Source organism: Streptomyces sp. ISL-87, from assembly GCF_018614095.1.
GTDB lineage: Bacteria > Actinomycetota > Actinomycetes > Streptomycetales > Streptomycetaceae > Streptomyces.
On record NZ_JAGGOY010000046.1, the window covers coordinates 174,768 to 193,072 of the forward strand.

Below are 18,305 nucleotides of genomic sequence, written 5' to 3' on the forward strand. Positions count from 1 at the left end.
GCTAGCCGCCCACCACGCTCCGCTGGTGGATCCGCAGGCGCAGCGTCGCCAGGTCGAGCAGCGGGGTGGCGACCGAGAGCTCCCGGGCGCGGGCCACGAGGTCGCCGAAAGGGTGCTCGACCTCCGTCGGGCGGCCCGCCGCCGCGTTGCGGTAGAGGTCCTCGGTACCCAGCGCGCGGTGGCAGGCGCGGGCGTAGAGCAGCAGCTCCGTCATGCGGGCGTGCGTAGGAGCTGTCGCCGGTCTGCGTGCGCAGCCGTTCGATCCAGTGAGTGCAGGTAGACGGTCGGCGCGTCGGACGGCTGTCGGTCACGGATCACCGGGTCGTCGTCGGGCTGCCGGTCGGACTCGGCCTCAGGTGGTCGGTGCGGGGCAGGTGCTCCTTCAGCTGGGCCGCAGCTTCGAACTCGGCAAGCAGCGCAGGAACCCATGCTGAACGGCCCGGCGGCCGAAATGCCGGTCCTCATCGGCGACCTGGCACACGCCCGACGCTGGTCGGGTCCAGCCACTTCCCGGATCCCGGGCGCTGTCGGCCGCCCACCTGTGAATATTCATCACGGACACGTCAAGTTCAGCCGTTGCCACGCGCAAAGTCCTGACGGTGGGCCGGAAAAGTCAGCAATTGGTCAGCATGAGTCCTGAGAGACCTGGGGAAAGCTGACCGAACATGCGAATGGTTGTAATCTGCGGAGACCGCCCTTGACCTGCAATGAGCAGGCAGGGAGCAGACGAATCGGGAGTTATTTCATGCTTCGTACCATGTTCAAGTCCAAGATCCACCGGGCCACCGTCACGCAGGCCGATCTGCATTACGTCGGCTCCGTTACCGTCGACGCCGATCTGCTGGACGCTGCGGATCTGCTTCCCGGCGAATTGGTTCACATCGTGGACATCACCAACGGGGCACGGCTGGAGACGTACGTCATCGAGGGCGAGCGGGGGTCCGGGGTCATCGGGATCAACGGGGCCGCCGCGCATCTCGTGCATCCCGGGGATCTCGTCATCCTCATCAGCTACGCCCAGGTCGAGGACGCGGAAGCGCGGGTGTTGAAGCCCCGCGTCGTGCATGTCGACGGTGACAATCGGATCATCGAGCTCGGTGCGGACCCGTCTGCGCCGGTTCCGGGAACGGACCAGGAGCGCAGCTTGCACGCGGTGGCTGTCTGAGGGGAGTCGGGGACCAGCATGTCGCAGACCGAGGCGATCGAGTTCAAGGACCAGCGGAAGGCCGGGCGGCTGCTCGCCGTCGAGGGCGGGGCGGTGGTCGGGTTCATCGCCTACTTCGTCCTCGCCGAGGCGCCCCATGCGCTGGTGGCGGTACACACCATCGTCGAGCCGGGGCACGAGGGGCGCGGGATCGGCGGGGCCCTGGTGAAGACCTTCTACGGGATCGCCGCGGCCGAGGGGGTGCCGGTGGTTCCGCTGTGCCCGTACGCGGCGAGCTGGGCCGCCCGTCACCCCGATCAGGCGCCCGTGGCTCCGGGCGAGGTGGTGGCCGCGGCCAAGGCGCAGCTGGATGCGGATTCGGCCCAGTGGTGACCGAGCTCGTCCTGCTGCACACCTCGCCCGTGCACGTTCCGGTCTTCGACGCCCTGCGCGACCGGCAGCACGCGGGGGCCGTGCTGCGGCACCTGGTGGTGCCGGAGCTGCTGGACCGGGCCCGTGCGGAGGGGCCGGAGTCGGTGCGTCCGGCCCTGCGGGTGCTGCTGGCTGGGGCCGGGGCCGGGGCTGTGCCCGCGCCGGTGCTGGTCACCTGCTCGACGATCGGGGCCGTCGCGGAGTCCCTGGCTCCGGTGCTGGGTACCCCGGTGCTCCGGGTGGACCGGCCGATGGCGGCCGCGGCTGTCCGTACGGGCCCGCGGATCGCCGTACTGGCGGCGTTGGAGTCCACGCTGGCCCCGACCGAGGCCCTGCTGGCCGAGGAGGCCGCTGGGCGGTCCGTGTCGATCCGTACGCACGTGGTCGCCGGGGCCTGGGACCGGTTCGAGGCGGGGGACACCGCCGGCTGCCTCGGCCTCGTGGCCGCGGCGGCGGATGCGGTCACCGACGCGGATGTCATCGTCCTCGCCCAGGTCTCGATGGCCGGCGCGGCGGATCTGACCATGACCGGAACCCCGGTGCTCTCCAGCCCGGCGCGGGGCCTCGCCGCCGCCGTTCTGCTGGCCGCAGGTGGAACGGTGGACCCGGGCCGGCGCGGTCCCGGGGTGCCGCCGACGGCAGCGGGCCGCTGACCTCACCGGCGGCAGCCGGGTAGAGCAGCTGCCGGCCGGCGCCGCCATGGCCTCCCGCAGGGTCCCGCCTGCGGTAGCGGTGGGTGGCCTTGCCGGTGGCGGGTGGGCGGGTCTGCCCGTGGGCGCCGCCATGGCCTCCCGCCGGGTGCCGCCTGTGGCGGCGAGTGGGTGGCCTCGGCGGCGGCGGCGGCCTCCCCGGCCGCGTGAACTCGGGGTGGGCTGACATAGCTGAGCCGTGGGGCCTCGTCCTCCTGCCGTTCTGCGCGTCCCCCGGCGGGTGGCCCTCACCGGCGCGGGCCGGTGGAGGCGCCGCCGACGCTGCCATGGGCGCCCGCGCTGACGCGCCGCCCCGGCGGGTGCGGAGCGGCCGCCGGCCACCTTTCGGCGGTCCGGTCGCCCCTGTCTCGCGGGGCGTACGCGGCGGGATCCCGGGAAGGTGGGACGTATGGTGCGAAATGTAGAAGCAGACCAGACACAGCCGCCCGTTCCCGGGCCGGAGCCGACGCCGTCACCCAATCCGTTCCCGGACCCCGAGCCCATCCCGCGGCCGGTGCCGCCTGTGCCCGGGCCGGTGCCCGAGCCTGATCCGATTCCTTCGCCGCCCGGGCCCGCGCCGATTCCGCAGCCCGGGCCGCTGAGCTGATCGGTGAGGTGGCCCGCGGCCGCAACGCCTCTGGCCTCGGCGCTGAGGGGCTGGTTGCGTGTGCCCGCGCCCCGCGTGCCCCGGTGTGCGCCGGGGGTGTGGAGGCCGCGTCGCCGCAGTCGCCCGCAGTACTGCCGGTGCCCGATGGAACGTCAACTTCCCCTTGTGTGAGCCCTGTTGCGCCCCTTGTCACACTCTGCGCGTGACATTAGGTTGTGCGGTTCCTGATGTCTTCAAGGGGGCTCCCATGGGTGTACGGGGCCGGCACCGCCGGTACCAGCCGAGCAGCATCAACCGGGCCTCGCTCGCCGTCACCGCCGGCGGCGCCGGGATCGCGCTGCCTCTCATCGGCGCCGGTGTCGCCCATGCCGCCTCGGTGGACACCTGGAACAAGGTCGCCGAGTGTGAGTCGACCAGCAACTGGCACATCAACACCGGCAACGGTTACTACGGCGGGCTCCAGTTCAGCCAGAGCACCTGGCGTTCCTTCGGCGGTACCGCGTACGCCGCCCGCGCCGACCAGGCCACCAGGGACCAGCAGATCGCGGTCGCCGAGAAGGTCCTCAAAGGTCAGGGCCCGCAGGCCTGGCCGGCCTGCGGGAAGCAGGCCGGGCTCAGCCGGAGCGGTCCGGCGCCGGCCGTGATCCCGCAGCAGAGGCAGGCCGCGCCCCTGGGGACGGCCACGACCAAGATCACGACCAAGGTCACGGCCACGCCGCCCAAGCCGGCCGAGCCGAAGAAGACCGCGCCCCGCCCCACCGGGACCTCGGTCCTGCCGAACCCCTACGTCGTCGCGCCCGGCGACTCCCTCTCGGCGATCGCCACGGAACAGCACGTCGAGGGCGGCTGGCAGGCGCTGTACGAGACCAACCGGGACACCGTCGGCAGCAACCCGGACATGATCTTCCCGGGCCAGCGGCTCACCCTGCGCATCACCGCCGCGCCGCCCGCGCCGCCCGCCCAGAACCCCGAGAAGCCGCCGCGCACCGCCGAGCCGGTCAAGCCCGTGGCGCCCGCCGCGCCGAAGCCCGAGCAGAGCAAGCCCGCCGCGCCGAAGCCCCAGCAGGCCAAGCCCCAGCAGGCCAAGCCCGCGCAGAAGCCGGCCGAGTCAGTGAAGCAGCAGCCCGCGGCGGGCGCGTTCGCCGCCCCTGTCGACGCCGGACTCGGCACCGCCTACCGCGTTGCCGGATCCTCCTGGTCGAGCGGCTACCACACCGGCGTCGACTTCCCGGTGCCGACCGGTACCAGCATCAAGTCGGTCGGCTCCGGCCAGGTCGTCTCCGCCGGCTGGGCCGGGGCCTACGGATACCAGGTCGTCATCCGGCACACCGACGGCCGCTACTCCCAGTACGCGCACCTGTCCGCGCTCGGGGTCAAGGCCGGCCAGCAGGTCTCCGGAGGCCAGCGCATCGGCCGCTCCGGTTCGACCGGCAACACCACCGGACCGCACCTGCACTTCGAGATGCGTACCGGACCCGGCTACGGCACCGACATCGACCCGTTGAAGTACCTCCGGGGCCACGGCGTCAGCATCTGACCCCCGTACGTGCGGCGGCACGGCCGTGAGCAGGATCAGGCCGGCCGCCGCCACCACGGCGCTCGCCAGCGCCACCAGCGTGCCCGCGGTCCCGTACCGGAAGCCCTCCTCGAAGAGCGAGATGCCGACCGCTGCCGCGACCACCGGGTTGACCACGGTCACCGTGGCCAGCGGCGCGGTCAGCCCCGCGCCCCGGTAGGCCGCCTGGGACAGCAGCAGCCCGCCCGCCGCCAGCGCGGCGATCGCCGCAAGCTGCGGCCACAGGGAGCCCTGGGCGACCGGTGCGTCCGTGGAGAAACGGTCGGCCACCGACTTGGTGAACACCGAGGCCATGCCGAACGCCATACCGGCGGCCGCGGCCAGCAGCACGCTGCGCAGCACCGCCCGGTGCATCCGGTGCGCCGCCAGGAACAGCACGGCCACCCCGGTCCCGGTCACGGTCAGCAGCAGGCTCCCCTCGCCCCCCGTCAGGCCCTGCTCGGCCCGGCCGTTCCCGCCCGTCAGGGCCAGCAGCCCGGCCAGGCCCGCCGTGGCCAGCACCGCGCCCCGCCAGGCCGCCGCGCCCGCCCGGCGCCCTACGAAAACGGCCGCCATCGGCAGCGCGAAGACGATGGTGAGCGCGCCGAGCGGCTGGACCAGGCTCAGCGGCCCGTACGCGAGCGCCAGCACGTGCAGCAGGGCGCCGAGGCCGTTCAGCCCCACCGCGACCCACCAGCCGGGCCGGCGCACCGGCGCGTACGGGCGGTCGGGCGTGCTCGCCGCGACCCGTTCCTGGACGATCGCGCCGCCCGCGTAAGCCACGGCGGAAACCAGGCAGAGCAGGACCGACACCGCTAGGGCACTCATGAAATCCACAATGCCCCACCCGAGCGGCCTATTCCTCCTCCTACAGGCGGTCACCAGTCATACCGCAGGCATACTCCAGACGTACTCCATACGGAGTGCAGAAATACCTGACCTGCTCCTTTCAGAGCATCACAGTCTTCGCGGAGCGTTACGAACCAGCCATACGGTGACACGTCGCTCGCGGTGCGTGAGGTGCGCGGTCACGGGTTTGGTCCCGGGCGCGTCGGATCCGTACAGTTGCCCTTTTGGGGAGTTCGCAGCAGGCGGACGCGGACGAGTGATCAAGGAACGGCAGCGGCCATGACGGTGACCGAAGACAGTCAGGACTACGGGCACGCCTACGGGCCGGGCATCGACCCCGACCGCCTGGCCCTCTGCCTCAGCGTGCTCGACGAGCTGGACAAGCTCGACGTCGACCACCCGGACGCCGTCACCGTACGCCGCGCCACCGCGGGCCTCTACCGCACGGTCAAGCAGCGCCGCCGCCAGGAGCGCCGCGCCGCCAAGACCGCCAACGACAAGGCCGTCACCGAGTCGACCGCGACCGGCTCCGCCGAGCGCATCGACGACGAGACGCAGGGCAACGCCCTGACCACCGCGGCCAAGGGTCCGATCGCCGGGATACTCCAGCGCCCGCGCTCCTGCTACATCTGCAAGACCCGCTACGTCGAGGTCGACGCGTTCTACCACCAGCTCTGCCAGGACTGCGCCGCCTTCAACCACGCCCGCCGCGACGCCCGCACCGACCTGACCGGCCGCCGCGCCCTGCTCACCGGCGGCCGCGCCAAGATCGGCATGTACATCGCGCTGCGGCTGCTGCGCGACGGCGCGCACACCACCATCACCACCCGTTTCCCGAACGACGCGATCCGCCGCTTCAAGGCGATGCCCGACAGCTCCGAGTGGCTCCACCGCCTGAAGATCGTCGGCATCGACCTGCGCGACCCGGCCCAGGTCGTCGCGCTCGCCGACTCCGTCGCCGCCGAGGGCCCGCTCGACATCCTGATCAACAACGCCGCGCAGACCGTACGCCGCTCGCCGGGCGCCTACAGCGAGCTCGTCGCCGCCGAGAACGCCCCGCTCCCGGCCGGTGAGCTGCCGAGCGCCGAGGTCATCGGCACCTTCGGCAGCGGCACCGTCGACCGCGTCGCCGCCCTGCCCAGCGGCAACGGCGAGAAGCTCAGCGCCCAGGACATCACCGAGCTGGCACTGGTCTCCGGCTCCGCCTCCCTGGAGCGGATCGCCGCCGGTACGGCGATCGACGCGGGCGGCCTGGTCCCGGACCTGCACGACACCAACAGCTGGGTCCAGACCGTGTCCGACGTGGACCCGATCGAGCTGCTCGAAGTGCAGCTGTGCAACTCCACCGCCCCGTTCATCCTCATCAGCAAGCTGCGCCCGGCGATGGCGGCGGCCGAGGCCGGCCGCCGCTACGTGGTCAACGTCTCCGCGATGGAGGGCGTGTTCAGCCGCGGTTACAAGGGCGCCGGCCACCCGCACACCAACATGGCGAAGGCCGCGCTGAACATGCTGACGCGCACCAGCGCCCAGGAGATGTTCCAGAAGGACCAGATCCTGATGACGGCCGTCGACACCGGCTGGATCACCGACGAGCGTCCGCACCCGGACAAGATCCGCCTCGCCGAGGAGGGCTTCCACGCCCCGCTCGACCTGGTGGACGGCGCGGCCCGGGTCTACGACCCGATCGTGCGCGGCGAGGCCGGCGAGGACCTGTTCGGCGTCTTCCTGAAGGACTACGCGCCCGCCAACTGGTAGGCCCGCCCGGGGTGGCCCCCTGCTGTCCCGCGTGCCCCGGTCCCTCCCAAGAGGGGCCGGGGCACGTCCGGTTCACGGTGTGCGCGCGTACGCCTTCACGGTGTGCGCGCGTACGCCCCCGCCGCCACCAGCTCCAGCACCGGACGCCAGTCCTCCATCACGCCCGCGTCCAGTCCGGCAACCTTGCCTGCGTCATCGGCCTGGCGCAGCGTCACCGCGGCCTCCGCATCGGGGTCCGCCGCGAAGGCCCGGACCTCCGCGGGGCCCATCACCCCGCCCTGCGTCCCCAGGGTCAGCGCGCTCTGCGGGGACAGCCGCCGATCAGGCTCCACGGCGGCCAGGTAGCGCTTGGCCGGCACGTGCACCTGCGCATCGCCCGCACGTCGCCGTCGAGCAGATCAGCCGCCGTCTACGCGCCGCCGTACGATTTTCTGAACTCGGGGCGAAAACAAGCGGTCCAGAGTGGATTTTACCTTTCCATCGAGCGGGGGTGCGCTCATATGTGTACTCTAAACCGCATGAGAGGCCCCACCCGGGCCCTCGCTCCACCACGGCGCCACCGCGTCCGGAAACCTTTCTCCCTACCCGGCGCGCGGTTCGCCCGCCGGGTTACGCGACCCAAAGGAGTGCGCGGTGACTGAAATGACGACGCCCGACCCGAAGCTGCTCGAGCATGCGAGCGGGCGAACCAAGACCCGTTCGGACGAGCTCGGCAGTCTCGAGGTCTGGGCCCGGTCCGCCCCGATCCGACTGGCGGGATACGAGGACGACCTGGCGGAGCCGCATATCCTGCCCGGCATCGACTGACCTCCAGCTCGACGAGCACCAACCGCGCCCCCGCGCCGACCGGCGACGGGGGCGCGGCACGTGCGGGATCCCGTCCGTTCGTACCGGGTCCCGGTTCCCGGATCCCGTACGCCGTCAGCGTCATCGCTCTGGGCGATCACGTGTTCCCCCCACGCCTCGCCCCGGGCAGGCTGACGGACATGAAGCTACTGATGCTGGGTGGGACCGAATTCGTCGGACGCGCGATCACCGAAGACGCCCTGGAGCGGGGCTGGGAGGTGACCGTCTTCCACCGCGGGCACCACGCGCCCCCGCCCGGCACCACCGCCGTGCACGGGGACCGCACCGAGCCCGAAGGCCTGGCCGCCCTCGCCGAGGGGGAGTGGGACCTCGTCGTCGACACCTGGGGCGGAGCCCCCACCGCCGTACGCGACAGCGCCCGGCTGCTGAGCGGCCGGGTCGGGTCGTACGTGTACATCTCCAGCCGCTCGGTGTACAAGTACCCCGCGTCGGCCGGTCGCGCCGAGGACGGCCCGCTGGTCGAGGGCTCGCCGGACGCCGACTCCACCGCCTACGCCGAGGACAAGCGGGGTGGCGAGCTCGCCGCCGTCGACGCCTTCGGCGACCGCGCCCTGCTGGTCCGCGCCGGGTTGATCATCGGCCCGTACGAGAACGTCGGGCGGCTCCCGTGGTGGCTGAACCGCGCCGCCCGCGGCGGCCCGATGGTCGCCCCCGGTCCGCGTGAGCTCCCGCTCCAGTACATCGACGTACGCGACCTGGCGCGCTGGACCCTGGACGCGGCCGAAGCCGGGCACGGCGGCCCGTACGACCTGGTCTCCCCGGTCGGGCACGCCACCATGGGCAGCCTCCTGGAGGCCTGCGCCACCGTCACCGGCGGTGCCCCCGAGCTCCGCTGGACCGATCCGGCCCGGATCGAGGAGGCCGGCATCGAGCCCTGGACCGAGCTGCCGATCTGGCTCCCGGAGGGCGAACTCCACGACTACATGTTCGGCGGCGACGTGACCAAGGCCCTTGCCGCCGGCCTCAAGTGCCGCCCGGTCGAGGAGACCGTGGCCGATACCTGGGCCTGGCTCCAGTCCCTCGGAGGCGTCGCCCCGCAGCGCCCCGACCGGCCGCGCAAGGGCATCACCCCGGAGCAGGAGGCGGCGCTACTCGGGCTCTGACCAGGAAGCCTCCGCGAGCCGGGTCGGCGGAAGGTACTCGCGCAGCAGCGTGCGGTGCCACCAGGCGCCCGTCTCGCGCAGCTCCCGCCAGGTCGTGAACCGGTAGCGGTACAGCCGGGCCCTGACGTACACGGGCGGGGCGTCCGGGAACGGGTTGTGGCGAAGCAGCCGCAGTGTGTCCCGGTCGCCCGCCAGCAGCCGCTCCACGAACGGCCCGAACCAGTCCCGCGCATAGCCGGGGGAGAGCGCCGCGAACCACATCAGCCAGTCCAGGCGCAGATGGTACGGGGCGAACTGGCGGGGAATCCGCCGCAGTTCACCCGGTTTGCCCTTGAAGCCGTACTCCCGCCAGGCCCCGTCGCTCCGCGGGGCCGGGTCCGCGGTGCCCTCCACCACCACCTCGTCGCGGATCCGGCCCACGGTGCCGAACGCCCCGTACGTGTTGACCAGGTGGAGGGAGTCGAAGGAGCGGTTCATCACCTGGCCCCGCGACAGCATGTTGGCCACCGGGTGCCAGCTCAGGACCAGCACCAGGACGGTCACCGCGCACACCAGCACCACGTACCAGATCGGCGCCCCGCGCGAGGCGGCGGCCGGCGGCGCCCCCGCGAGGCCGGTGAAGTCGATCGCCGACAGGGCGGGCGTGATCGTCAGCCAGTTCAGCCAGGCGAAATTGCCCGACAGCACCAGCCACAGCTGCGTGGCCACGATGATCCCGGCGGCATACGAGGCCACCGGCTGCGGAGTGAACAGCAGCACCGGAACCACCAGTTGGGTGACATGGTTGGCCCCGCACTCCACCCGGTGCAGCGGCTTCGGCAGATGGTGGAAGAACCAGCTCAGCGGCCCCGGCATCGGCTGCGTCTCGTGGTGGAAGTACAGGCAGGTGAGCTTGCGCCAGCACGCGTCGCCGCGCATCTTGATCAGCCCTGCCCCGAACTCCACCCGGAAGACCACCCAGCGCAGCAGCCACAGCACCAGCACCGGCGGCCCCACCCGGGCATTGCCGAGGAAGACCGCGAGGAACCCCACCTCCAGCAGCAGTGACTCCCAGCCGAAGGAGTACCAGGTCTGCCCCACATTCACGATCGACAGGTAGAGCAGCCACAGCAGGGCCCACATCCCCATCGCCGCGCCCAGCGGCACGGCGTCCCCGGCCCCCGCCGCGAGAGCCGCGGCGAGCAGCGCACCCGCCCACGCGCAGCCCGCGAAGAGGCGGTCGGAATAGCGCAGTTGGAACAGGCTGGGGGCGCGCCGGAAAGGCACGAACCGCACATAGCGCGGCACGGGCAGCATGCCGTGCGCGCCGATCAGTGCCCGGAACTGCAGGGCGGCCCCGAGGAAGGCGAAGAGGTACACACCGGCCAGAGCCCGCTGGAAGACCAGCCGGCCCAGCCAGTACCCGGGCGCCGTGAACCAGTCCATCCCCTCCAGTATCAGGCTGATCAGGCGGCGGCGGCCAGCCTGCGCAGGTTGTACCCGAGCCAGCGGGCGTAGCGCAGCTGGAGGAAGGGAATCACCGGCCCCGCGAGCCGGGTGTACCAGGCGGCCGGGCGGCTGAAGGCGGTGACCTCGAACCACACCGTGCCGTCGGCGTCCATGGACACCATGAAGGACTCCTCCCCGCACTCGGGGTGGCCCGCCAGGGTCCCGTACGCGAAACCGATCCGCCGGGGTTCGTACACCGTCCAGACCACCTCGCACGGGGCGTCGATCCGCAGTGGGCCGAGGCCGATCCCGACGACCACCCGGCTGCCGGGCCGGACGGCGGCTGTGGTGTCGGCGTCCTCCCGTACCAGCATGCCGGAGGTCCGGTGGGCGTGGAAGGTGGTGACCGCGACTCCGGCGGTCTCGAAGACGGCCTGGCCGTGTCCGATGCGGGTGCGGTGGTGCAGGTGGTTGTATCCGGCGGGCAGCGGCCGGCGGGCCGTCGCACCCCGGTCGGGGTAGTTGACGGTGTTCCGGCCGGCGCTGATGAGTCGGGTCATGGGGTGATCTCCTCCGGTTCCGCTGCTTGGCGGGTGTCTTCGGCAAGCCGGCGCCAGGCCAGCAGCGAGCACAGGGCGAAGCCGAGCGCGTTGCCGAGGCCGTGGGTGGCCGCCATCCAGGTCAAGGTGGGGTGTACGACCCCGGTGGCCTCCCCGGCCGCCCACCACAGGGCGAGCAGCATGGTGGCCACCAGGACCGCGGCCGAGGTCGCGAGCAGCGCCCCGGTGGTCCGGTCGCGGGCGCCGGGCCGGATCTCCCGCCAGGTCAGCAGCGCCACGGCCCACATACCGGCCGTCAGCACCACCGCCCCCGCCAGCTCCGCCCAGTCGTCGACGAAGTAGCCGAGAAGCACGAGCAGGGTGCCGCCCGGGACGCTGTAGGCCGCCCAGCGTGCCGGCGCCGTACCGGGCCCGGGGGCCGTCGCACGGCACACCAGCCCGGCGACGAGGGCGGCCGTGAACCCGGCGAAGTGGAAGTGCGGCACGGTCAGCGCCAGGATGTCCAGGTCGAACCCGAAGAGCCGGTATCCGGCGCGCTCGGCGACCAGGGCGGCCCCGGCGACCGAGGGCGCGGCCAGCGCGGTGAGCACGGCGGCCTCGGAAGGGGTGAGCGTGCGGGTCCGCAGCAGCCGGGCCGGGGCCCGCGCCGCCAGGGCCAGGGTGGCCACCGCGTAGAGGGCGGCGAGCGCCGTGGCGAGTGCCCCGCGCGGCAGCCAGAGGCACAGCGCTCCGGCGGCGGCCGGCAGGGGCCAGAGCCGGGCGGTCGTGCGCAGCCCGGCCGGGTCGATGAGGCGGAGGCCGACGGGGACGACGTAGAGCATGCCCAGCGTGACGATCAGATTCACCAGTACCGTCACGACGGACTCCCCTCCCAGGTATGGCGAGACGCTTTGAACGCGTTCAACCCACAGTCGTGACCCTACGGGGTTCCTTGAACATGTTCAATACGGCCGGGGCTGCTTCTCGGAACCCGTCGGCGTTCCGGTTGCGGCCGCCGCTCGGATGCGGCAGACAAGAGGGAGCATCCGGGGCGAAAGGGAGATCTACGTGCACGCACCGACACCTCCGACACTTCGTCAGGCGCCGCGTCGTCACGCAGCGGCCCGCGCTGCCCTCTTCGCCCTCCTCGGCCTGCTCGCCGCGGCCTGTGGGGGCTCGGACGGCTCCGGTGGGACCAAGGGAGCCGCGGCCGAGAGCCAGGAGGTCCACCTCCAGCCCGTGGCGTCGGCCGGCCCGGACCCCTTCACCTCCTCCTCCGCCACCCAGGAGTCCGCCCCCGTTCAGCCCCCGCTGCCCAATCCGACCGGGCAGGGCATCCGCACCGTCAACGCGGCCACCCCGGGCCTGTACGGGGGTACCCAACGGCTCGGCAGCTGCGATGTGGAACAGCAGGTCCGCTTCCTCACCGAGGACAACGCCAAGGCCGGCGCCTTCGCCCAGGCGTCCGGCATCGAGCAGGAGAAGATCCCGGAATTCCTGCGCGGCCTCACCCCGGTCGTGCTCCGCGCCGACGCCCGGGTGACGAGCCACGGCTTCAGTGACGGCCGTGCGAGCAGCTTCCAGTCCGTCCTCCAGGCCGGCACCGCCGTGCTCGTCGACGGCCACGGCGTGCCCCGGGTCCGCTGTGCGTGCGGCAACCCGCTGCTCGCACCGCGCGCCGCAAAGGGCGCCCCGGTGTACAAGGGCGACCCGTGGAACGGCTACCAGCCCAATCAGGTCGTCGTCATCGAGCCGACCGCCCAGGTGATCAACAACCTGGTGATCGTCAACATCGCCAACAACACCTGGCTGGAGCGCAAGATCGGCGACGACGGCGCCCAGGACCGGACCCCGCGGGTGCTGCCCCCGTACGACCCGGCCGACGGCATCCCGCCCGGCGCCGCGACCGAGCCGGGCACCTCGACGGCCGACCCATGTGGCTCTACGACACCGCCCGTGCCGGACGGCAACGGCCTGACCCGCCCCGACAGCGGTGCCGCCGTCCCGAGCCCGGCGGCCACGGACTGCGCGTCGAGCCCGCCGACGACGCCGCCGAGCGCACCCAACGTGCCGAATACGCCGAATACGCCGGACGCGCCCGCCGCACCTCCCACCTCGCCCCCGCAGCCACCGCCGCCGCCCCCGTCCGACGTCCCCTCGGACCTTCCGGGCGCCGTCCCCCCGGGCAACCCTTCGGACATCCCCTCGGACGTCCCCCCGGGCAACCCCTCGGACATCCCCTCCGACCTGCCGCCGCAGAGCCCGAGCGACCCGGGTATGCCGCCGGCGCCCGACGGTTCGACGTCCCAGCCGGCCGATCCGTTCGGCCCCTACGATCCGTTCGATCCCTTTGCCCCGAGCCAGGATCCCGCCGCCTCGGATCCGGGCGTTTACCTGGAGAGCGCCTGACCCGCCGGTGTGTCATGGTGGACCGGTGCCGACCGCCGTATCGCTGCCGGACGACTGGCCCGCACACCCGGACCGGTCGCTCTCGCTGAACCGTATGGGCAGTTTCGACTGGGACCTGGCCACCGGTCTCATGCACATGGACTCAGCGGCCCTGGACGTCTTCGACACGGTCCCCGAGGAGTACGACGGACGGCCCGAGTCCCTCAAGCCGCGGGTGCCGCCCGCCGAGGCCACCCGGCTCGACGCCCTCGTCTCCAGCGCCCTCAAGAGCGGTGTGGACACCTACGGCGCCTACTTCCGCATCCGCTGCCACGACGGCACGCTGCGCTGGACCCACACCCAGGGCCGCGTCATGCGCGGCCGGGACGGGCGCCCGTTCCGGATCATCGGCATCGTCCGGGACGCCACCGAGGAGCTCAGCCATTCGGCGGAACGGCTGGGACTGGACGAGGAACGGCGCCGGCAGACATCGGTGGTCGAGAGCACCACCGCCGCACTCGCGCACGCCCGGACGGTGCAGGACGTCATCGACGCGCTCGGCGACGCGCACGGCCTGGAACGGCTCGGCTCGATGGGCATGGTGATGGGCCTGGTCGAGGCCGGCCGGATCCACCTCGTGGCCGAGGGGCCGGTGGGCAGCTTCGTACCCGGCACGCGCTACACCCGTATCGACGAGCAGTACCCGATGAGCGAGGTCGTGCGCTCGCTCCAGCCACGCTTCCTCGACTCGGCGGCGGAATTCGCCACGGGCTATCCCGGACTCTGGGCGAGGATCTCGTCCATGCACATCTCGGCGGCCGCCTACCTGCCGCTGATCGCCCAGGCCCGCCCGATCGGCGCGATCGGGCTGCTCTACCAGGACAAGGACGGCTTCACCCAGGACGAGCGGAACCTGCTGGTCGCGCTCGGGAGCAGCATCGCGCAGAGCCTCCAGCGGGCCATGCTGCTGGAGCAGGAGCACGACCTCGCCGAGGGCCTCCAGCAGGCCATGCTGCCGCGCCGCATCCCGCCCGTCCCGGGCGGGGAGATCGCCGTCCGCTACCGCTCCGCCCGGATGGGCCAGGACATCGGCGGCGACTGGTACGACGTCATCCCGCTGCCGGGCGGCCGGGTCGGCGCGGTCATCGGCGACGTCCAGGGCCACGACACGCACGCGGCGGCGGTGATGGGCCAGCTGCGGATCGTGCTGCGCGCTTACGCCGCCGAGGGGCATTCGCCGGCCACCGTCATGGCCAGGGCCTCGGTGTTCCTGCACGAACTGGACACCGACCGCTTCGCGACCTGCACGTACGTGGAGGCCGACCTGGCGACGGGGGTGCTCCAGCTGGTGCGCGCGGGGCACATCGACCCGCTCCTGCGCACGCGGGACGGGGACTGCCGGCGGGTGCCGGTGGAGGGCGGGATGCCGCTCGGGCTCTCCGCGGAGTTCGGCCGGCTGGAGTACACGGTCACGACGGTGGAGATGGGGCCTGGGGAAACGCTTCTGCTGTGCACGGACGGGCTGGTGGAACAGCCCGGCGCGGACCTGGACGACGGCATCCGGCACCTGACGGCCCTCATACGGAGCGGCCCACCGGACTTGCAGCAGCTGGCGGACCAGCTGTGCGGGGTGGTCGACGAGCGGGGCGGCGACGACGACATGGCGCTGCTGTTGCTGCGCCGCCACGTGGAGGACACCCCGCAGGGCGGCGGCCGCCTCCAGCAGCACGTGGCCCCGGGAGACCCGGAGGCCCTGGTCGCGGCCCGGCACATGATCGGCGCGGCGGTACGGGCGTGGGGGGCGCGGGGCCGGGCCGACGAGATCGAGCTGGTGGCGGACGAGCTGATCGTGAACGCGCTGATGCACACGGAAGGACCGGCGATCGTGACGCTGAGGGTGCTGACCGGGCCGGAGCGACGGCTTCGGGTGGAGGTCGAGGACCGCTCCAGCGCCCTTCCGCGGCGGCGGGAAGCGGGCGAGTCGGGCGTCTCGGGCCGGGGCCTGCTGCTGGTGGACCGCCTGGCGGACGGGTGGGGCGTGGAGTCGAGGGGCAGCGGCAAGTGCGTGTGGTGCGAGTTCGTGATGTCCTGACCCGCCGTTGCCGGGGGCTGCGCCCCACCCGGGCCGACGGGCCCCCGGTCACCCCCTGGCTGGCGGGAGCCCGCCCACAGCGGCAGGCTGGGCCCATGCCCGAGCTGCCCGAGGTCGAGGCCCTGAGGGAGTTCCTCGACGAGCACCTCACCGGGCGGGTGGTCGAGCGCGTCCTCCCGCTCGCGGTGAGCGTGCTCAAGACGTACGACCCCCCGCTCACCGCCCTGGAAGGGCACCCGGCCGGGCCCACCGCCCGCTACGGCAAATTCCTCGCCCTGCGCCTCGGCGAGCTCCACCTCGTCACCCACCTCGCCCGCGCCGGCTGGCTCCGCTGGCAGGACAGCCTCCCCGCGCAGCCGCCGCGCCCGGGCAAGGGCCCGCTCGCCCTGCGTGTCGTACTGGAGGGCGGTGGCGGTTTCGACCTCACCGAGGCCGGAACCCAAAAGCGCCTCGCGGTGTACGTCGTGCACGACCCCCAGGAGGTGCCCGGCATCGCCCGCCTCGGCCCGGACCCCCTGGCCGAGGAGTTCGACCGGGCGGCCTTCGCGGCCCTGCTGGCCGGGGAGCGGCGGCAGATCAAGGGCGTGCTGCGCGACCAGAGCGTCATCGCCGGCATCGGGAACGCCTACAGCGACGAAATCCTCCACCGCGCCAAGGTCTCGCCCTTCAAGCTGGCCGCCTCCTTCGACGACGACCAGGTGAGCCACCTGTACGACGCCGTCCAGGACGCGCTCCGCGAGGCCATCGAGCGCTCGCACGGCGTGGCGGCCGGCAAGCTCAAGGCGGAGAAGAAGAGCGGCCTGCGGGTACACGGCCGGGACGGGGAGCCGTGCCCGGTGTGCGGGGACACCGTCCGGTCGGTGTCCTTCGCCGACTCCTCGCTCCAGTACTGCCCCACCTGCCAGACCGGCGGCAAGCCGCTCGCGGACCGGCGCCTCTCGCGCCTCCTCAAATAGCGGGGCCCTGCGTAGACTCCCGCACCATGGCCGAGCCGCAGCAGCAGTCGCCGCCGCCCCGGCGGGAGGTCGTCACCGGCGTGCCACGGGGCACCCGCCGCCGCCCGCCCGCGCACACCCCCGCCCGTTCGGAGATCTCCGAGCAGACCACGCTCGGCGCGACCTACGTCCGGGCCCTGATGCGCAGCCAATTGCGCGCCGGGCTGGGGGCGCTGGCGGTGCTGGTGCTGCTGGTCGTGATGCTGCCGCTGGTGTTCGTCGTACTGCCGCGCGGTGTATCGGGCGGGCTGGTGTGGGTGGCCCTCGGCCTGGCGGTGTACCCGGTGATGTGGCTCATCGCCCGGTGGTACGTCCACCGGGCCGAACGCAACGAGGCCGATTTCACCGGCCTCGTCATGGACCCGGCCGAGGCCCCGGGCCCGCGCGGCCCGGCCTGACGGACGGCGCTGAAGCACCGCGCGGGCAGCGAGCCGCCTCGCACGCACTAGAACAGGTGCATCGCCAAGTGCCCCAAGGGCAGGCCCAGTTGCCAGGCCGGAGTCCACACCCGTGCGTTCTCGTCCACGCACGGCGGGATGTCGTCGTGGTCCTGCCGCCCCGGGTCGAGGTTGGTGGCGAACAGCTCGGTGTGGTCCAGCCAGCGCCACGCCGCCCGGGCGAGCTCCAGGTCCGGGTCTTCACCGCGGCCGCCCTCCCGGGCCTCCTCGCCCAGCGCGAGGAACCGGGTGTGCACCCAGTCGCGCCAGGGATGTCCGTACGCCGTCAGCGACAGCCACTCGTCGAGCTGCGAGACCACCCGGATCCCGGATAGCTCGCCGGCCGCGTCCGAGAGGTAGATGGTGAGCGCGAGTGTGTCCCGTCCGGCGCGGAACTCCAGGGTGCTGACCGGGATCAGCCGGCCCGTGCGCAGCAGTTCGTCGGCGATGTACTCCGCGTAGAGCCACGCCATGGGCACCGCGAGCCCGCCGTCACTGGTGCCGTTCGTACCCTCGGGCTGCACCGTTCCACCTTCTCCCGCTTTGAGCTTCCCGCCGTCAGCCCTGAGCCTTCCGCGAGCGGCTCACGGAGCGGGGGATGTTTACTCAATTTGAACGGTCTGATGCTGATTCTGATGCGCCTCGTGTCCGATCCGTGTGCATACGGGTCGTTCGTTGAGGGGGTTCACGCGCCGAGGTCGTATCCCTGGAGGCCCTTCTTCAGGGCGCGCAGGGCGTAGTACGTGCGGGATTTGACGGTACCGGCCGGTATCCCGAGCTCCGCGGCGGCCTCGGCCACCGAGCGGTCCCGGAAGTAGACCTGCATCAGCACCTCCCGGTGCTCGGGGCCCAGGCTCCAGACGGCCCGCCGGACGTCGATCGCCGTGACCGAGCCGGCCACCGCGTCCTCCGGCGCGGGCGCCTGCTCGATGCCGTCCGGATCCACCTCCTGCGGTCGCGACAGCCGGGCCCGGCGGGCGTCGATCGCGAGCCGCCGCCCCACGGTGAACAGCCAGGGGCGCATGGACTCGTGACTGCTCGCCAGGACCTCCGGGTGCTGCCAGACCCGTACCAGCGTCTCCTGTACGAGGTCCTCGGCGCGCTGGGCGTCCCCGGCGGTGAGGCCGAGCAGGAAGCCGAACAGGGCCCGGCCGTGCTCGCGCTGGAGTCCGGCCAGCGCCTCGGGGTCCGTGCGCTGGAGGGTGGGGGAGAGCGGCACGAGTGGCTCCTTCCGAGAGGCGTCCGGGTCCGACGTCCTCACCCTGACCTGCACGAGGCAGCCCGGGAACCGTCCGGTCCGGCCGGTGCGCCCAAGCCCCCGGGTCATCCGGTGGGCGGCCGCGCCGGACGGTGAACGGTCGAACGGCACGGCGAACGGCAGGCAGGCCCGCCGACGCCCCCGCTGCCTAGGAGCGTGGGTCGGTA

The 18,305-nt window shown here is 72.7% G+C and carries 18 protein-coding genes and 1 pseudogene; 11 read left to right on the forward strand and 8 right to left on the reverse strand.

Going from position 1 to position 18,305, the window contains the following annotated elements:
- Window position 1 precedes the first annotated feature (1 nt).
- The gene (locus J7I97_RS18595) at window positions 2–214 is read right to left on the reverse strand and encodes a ketopantoate reductase C-terminal domain-containing protein (RefSeq protein ID WP_214936264.1); all 213 of its coding nucleotides are present in this window, start codon (window positions 212–214) and stop codon (window positions 2–4) included.
- A gap of 531 nt (window positions 215–745) precedes the next feature.
- On the opposite strand from J7I97_RS18595, the gene panD reads away from it, so the two are divergent.
- From panD to J7I97_RS18615, 4 genes are all read left to right on the forward strand, one after another.
- A complete protein-coding gene (panD, locus tag J7I97_RS18600) occupies window positions 746–1,165 on the forward strand; it encodes an aspartate 1-decarboxylase (protein WP_214936266.1) in 420 nt (139 codons plus the stop codon).
- An 18-nt stretch (window positions 1,166–1,183) separates the two neighbouring features.
- The gene (locus J7I97_RS18605; protein ID WP_214936268.1) at window positions 1,184–1,537 is read left to right on the forward strand and encodes a GNAT family N-acetyltransferase; all 354 of its coding nucleotides are present in this window, start codon (window positions 1,184–1,186) and stop codon (window positions 1,535–1,537) included.
- Window positions 1,531–2,229, forward strand: a complete 699-nt coding sequence (locus tag J7I97_RS18610) for an arylsulfatase (protein WP_214936270.1) — start codon at window positions 1,531–1,533, stop codon at window positions 2,227–2,229. The genes J7I97_RS18605 and J7I97_RS18610 overlap by 7 nt, the downstream gene beginning before the upstream one ends.
- Before the next feature lie 890 nt (window positions 2,230–3,119).
- On the forward strand, window positions 3,120–4,409 hold the full coding sequence (locus J7I97_RS18615) for a transglycosylase family protein (protein ID WP_214936272.1): 1,290 nt from the start codon (window positions 3,120–3,122) through the stop codon (window positions 4,407–4,409).
- Window positions 4,410–4,433: 24 nt separating this feature from the next.
- Here the strand turns inward: J7I97_RS18615 and J7I97_RS18620 are convergent.
- Window positions 4,434–5,255: pseudogene (locus tag J7I97_RS18620) on the reverse strand (DMT family transporter); the annotation flags it as partial.
- Between the two features lie 300 nt (window positions 5,256–5,555).
- Between J7I97_RS18620 and J7I97_RS18625 the strand changes: the two are divergent.
- Window positions 5,556–7,031, forward strand: coding sequence for an SDR family oxidoreductase (locus J7I97_RS18625; protein ID WP_214936275.1), 1,476 nt, complete (start codon window positions 5,556–5,558; stop codon window positions 7,029–7,031).
- Window positions 7,032–7,126: 95 nt separating this feature from the next.
- On the opposite strand, the gene J7I97_RS40335 is transcribed toward J7I97_RS18625, so the two are convergent.
- Complete coding sequence (locus J7I97_RS40335) at window positions 7,127–7,390, reverse strand: hypothetical protein (RefSeq protein ID WP_374195493.1); 264 nt, start codon at window positions 7,388–7,390, stop codon at window positions 7,127–7,129.
- A gap of 274 nt (window positions 7,391–7,664) precedes the next feature.
- Here J7I97_RS40335 and J7I97_RS18635 point away from each other — a divergent pair, with 274 nt between their 5' ends.
- Window positions 7,665–7,838, forward strand: coding sequence for a hypothetical protein (locus tag J7I97_RS18635; protein ID WP_214936343.1), 174 nt, complete (start codon window positions 7,665–7,667; stop codon window positions 7,836–7,838).
- Between the two features lie 179 nt (window positions 7,839–8,017).
- The gene (locus J7I97_RS18640; RefSeq protein WP_214936277.1) at window positions 8,018–9,001 is read left to right on the forward strand and encodes an NAD-dependent epimerase/dehydratase family protein; all 984 of its coding nucleotides are present in this window, start codon (window positions 8,018–8,020) and stop codon (window positions 8,999–9,001) included.
- Here J7I97_RS18640 and J7I97_RS18645 read toward each other — a convergent pair.
- The 3 genes from J7I97_RS18645 to J7I97_RS18655 are packed head-to-tail and all read right to left on the reverse strand — an operon-like array spanning window position 8,987 to window position 11,846.
- Complete coding sequence (locus J7I97_RS18645; protein WP_214936279.1) at window positions 8,987–10,426, reverse strand: lipase maturation factor family protein; 1,440 nt, start codon at window positions 10,424–10,426, stop codon at window positions 8,987–8,989. The genes J7I97_RS18640 and J7I97_RS18645 overlap by 15 nt on opposite strands.
- 20 nt (window positions 10,427–10,446) lie before the next feature.
- Window positions 10,447–10,989 carry a DUF1990 family protein gene (locus J7I97_RS18650; protein WP_214936281.1) on the reverse strand — a complete coding sequence of 181 codons (543 nt, stop codon included), beginning with the start codon at window positions 10,987–10,989 and terminating at the stop codon, window positions 10,447–10,449.
- Entirely contained in the window at window positions 10,986–11,846 is an 861-nt protein-coding gene (locus J7I97_RS18655) for a YndJ family protein (RefSeq protein ID WP_214936284.1), read from the reverse strand. Before J7I97_RS18655 ends, J7I97_RS18650 begins: the two co-directional genes overlap by 4 nt.
- A 190-nt stretch (window positions 11,847–12,036) precedes the next feature.
- Here J7I97_RS18655 and J7I97_RS18660 point away from each other — a divergent pair, with 190 nt between their 5' ends.
- The 4 genes from J7I97_RS18660 to J7I97_RS18675 all read left to right on the forward strand — a co-directional run bounded on the left by J7I97_RS18660 (window position 12,037) and on the right by J7I97_RS18675 (window position 16,841).
- Window positions 12,037–13,377, forward strand: a complete 1,341-nt coding sequence (locus J7I97_RS18660; RefSeq protein ID WP_214936286.1) for a DUF6777 domain-containing protein — start codon at window positions 12,037–12,039, stop codon at window positions 13,375–13,377.
- 7 nt (window positions 13,378–13,384) lie between these two features.
- Window positions 13,385–15,448, forward strand: coding sequence for a SpoIIE family protein phosphatase (locus J7I97_RS18665; protein WP_214936288.1), 2,064 nt, complete (start codon window positions 13,385–13,387; stop codon window positions 15,446–15,448).
- A 95-nt stretch (window positions 15,449–15,543) separates the two neighbouring features.
- Entirely contained in the window at window positions 15,544–16,404 is an 861-nt protein-coding gene (locus J7I97_RS18670; RefSeq protein ID WP_214936290.1) for an Fpg/Nei family DNA glycosylase, read from the forward strand.
- Window positions 16,405–16,430: 26 nt separating this feature from the next.
- Complete coding sequence (locus J7I97_RS18675; RefSeq protein ID WP_214936292.1) at window positions 16,431–16,841, forward strand: hypothetical protein; 411 nt, start codon at window positions 16,431–16,433, stop codon at window positions 16,839–16,841.
- Between the two features lie 47 nt (window positions 16,842–16,888).
- Here J7I97_RS18675 and J7I97_RS18680 read toward each other — a convergent pair whose 3' ends face one another.
- Both J7I97_RS18680 and J7I97_RS18685 read right to left on the reverse strand, forming a co-directional pair.
- Window positions 16,889–17,353: a hypothetical protein gene (locus tag J7I97_RS18680; RefSeq protein WP_214936341.1), complete on the reverse strand. Its 465-nt coding sequence runs from the start codon at window positions 17,351–17,353 to the stop codon at window positions 16,889–16,891.
- 212 nt (window positions 17,354–17,565) lie between these two features.
- Entirely contained in the window at window positions 17,566–18,099 is a 534-nt protein-coding gene (locus J7I97_RS18685) for a sigma-70 family RNA polymerase sigma factor (RefSeq protein WP_214936294.1), read from the reverse strand.
- Window positions 18,100–18,305: the final 206 nt, after the last annotated feature.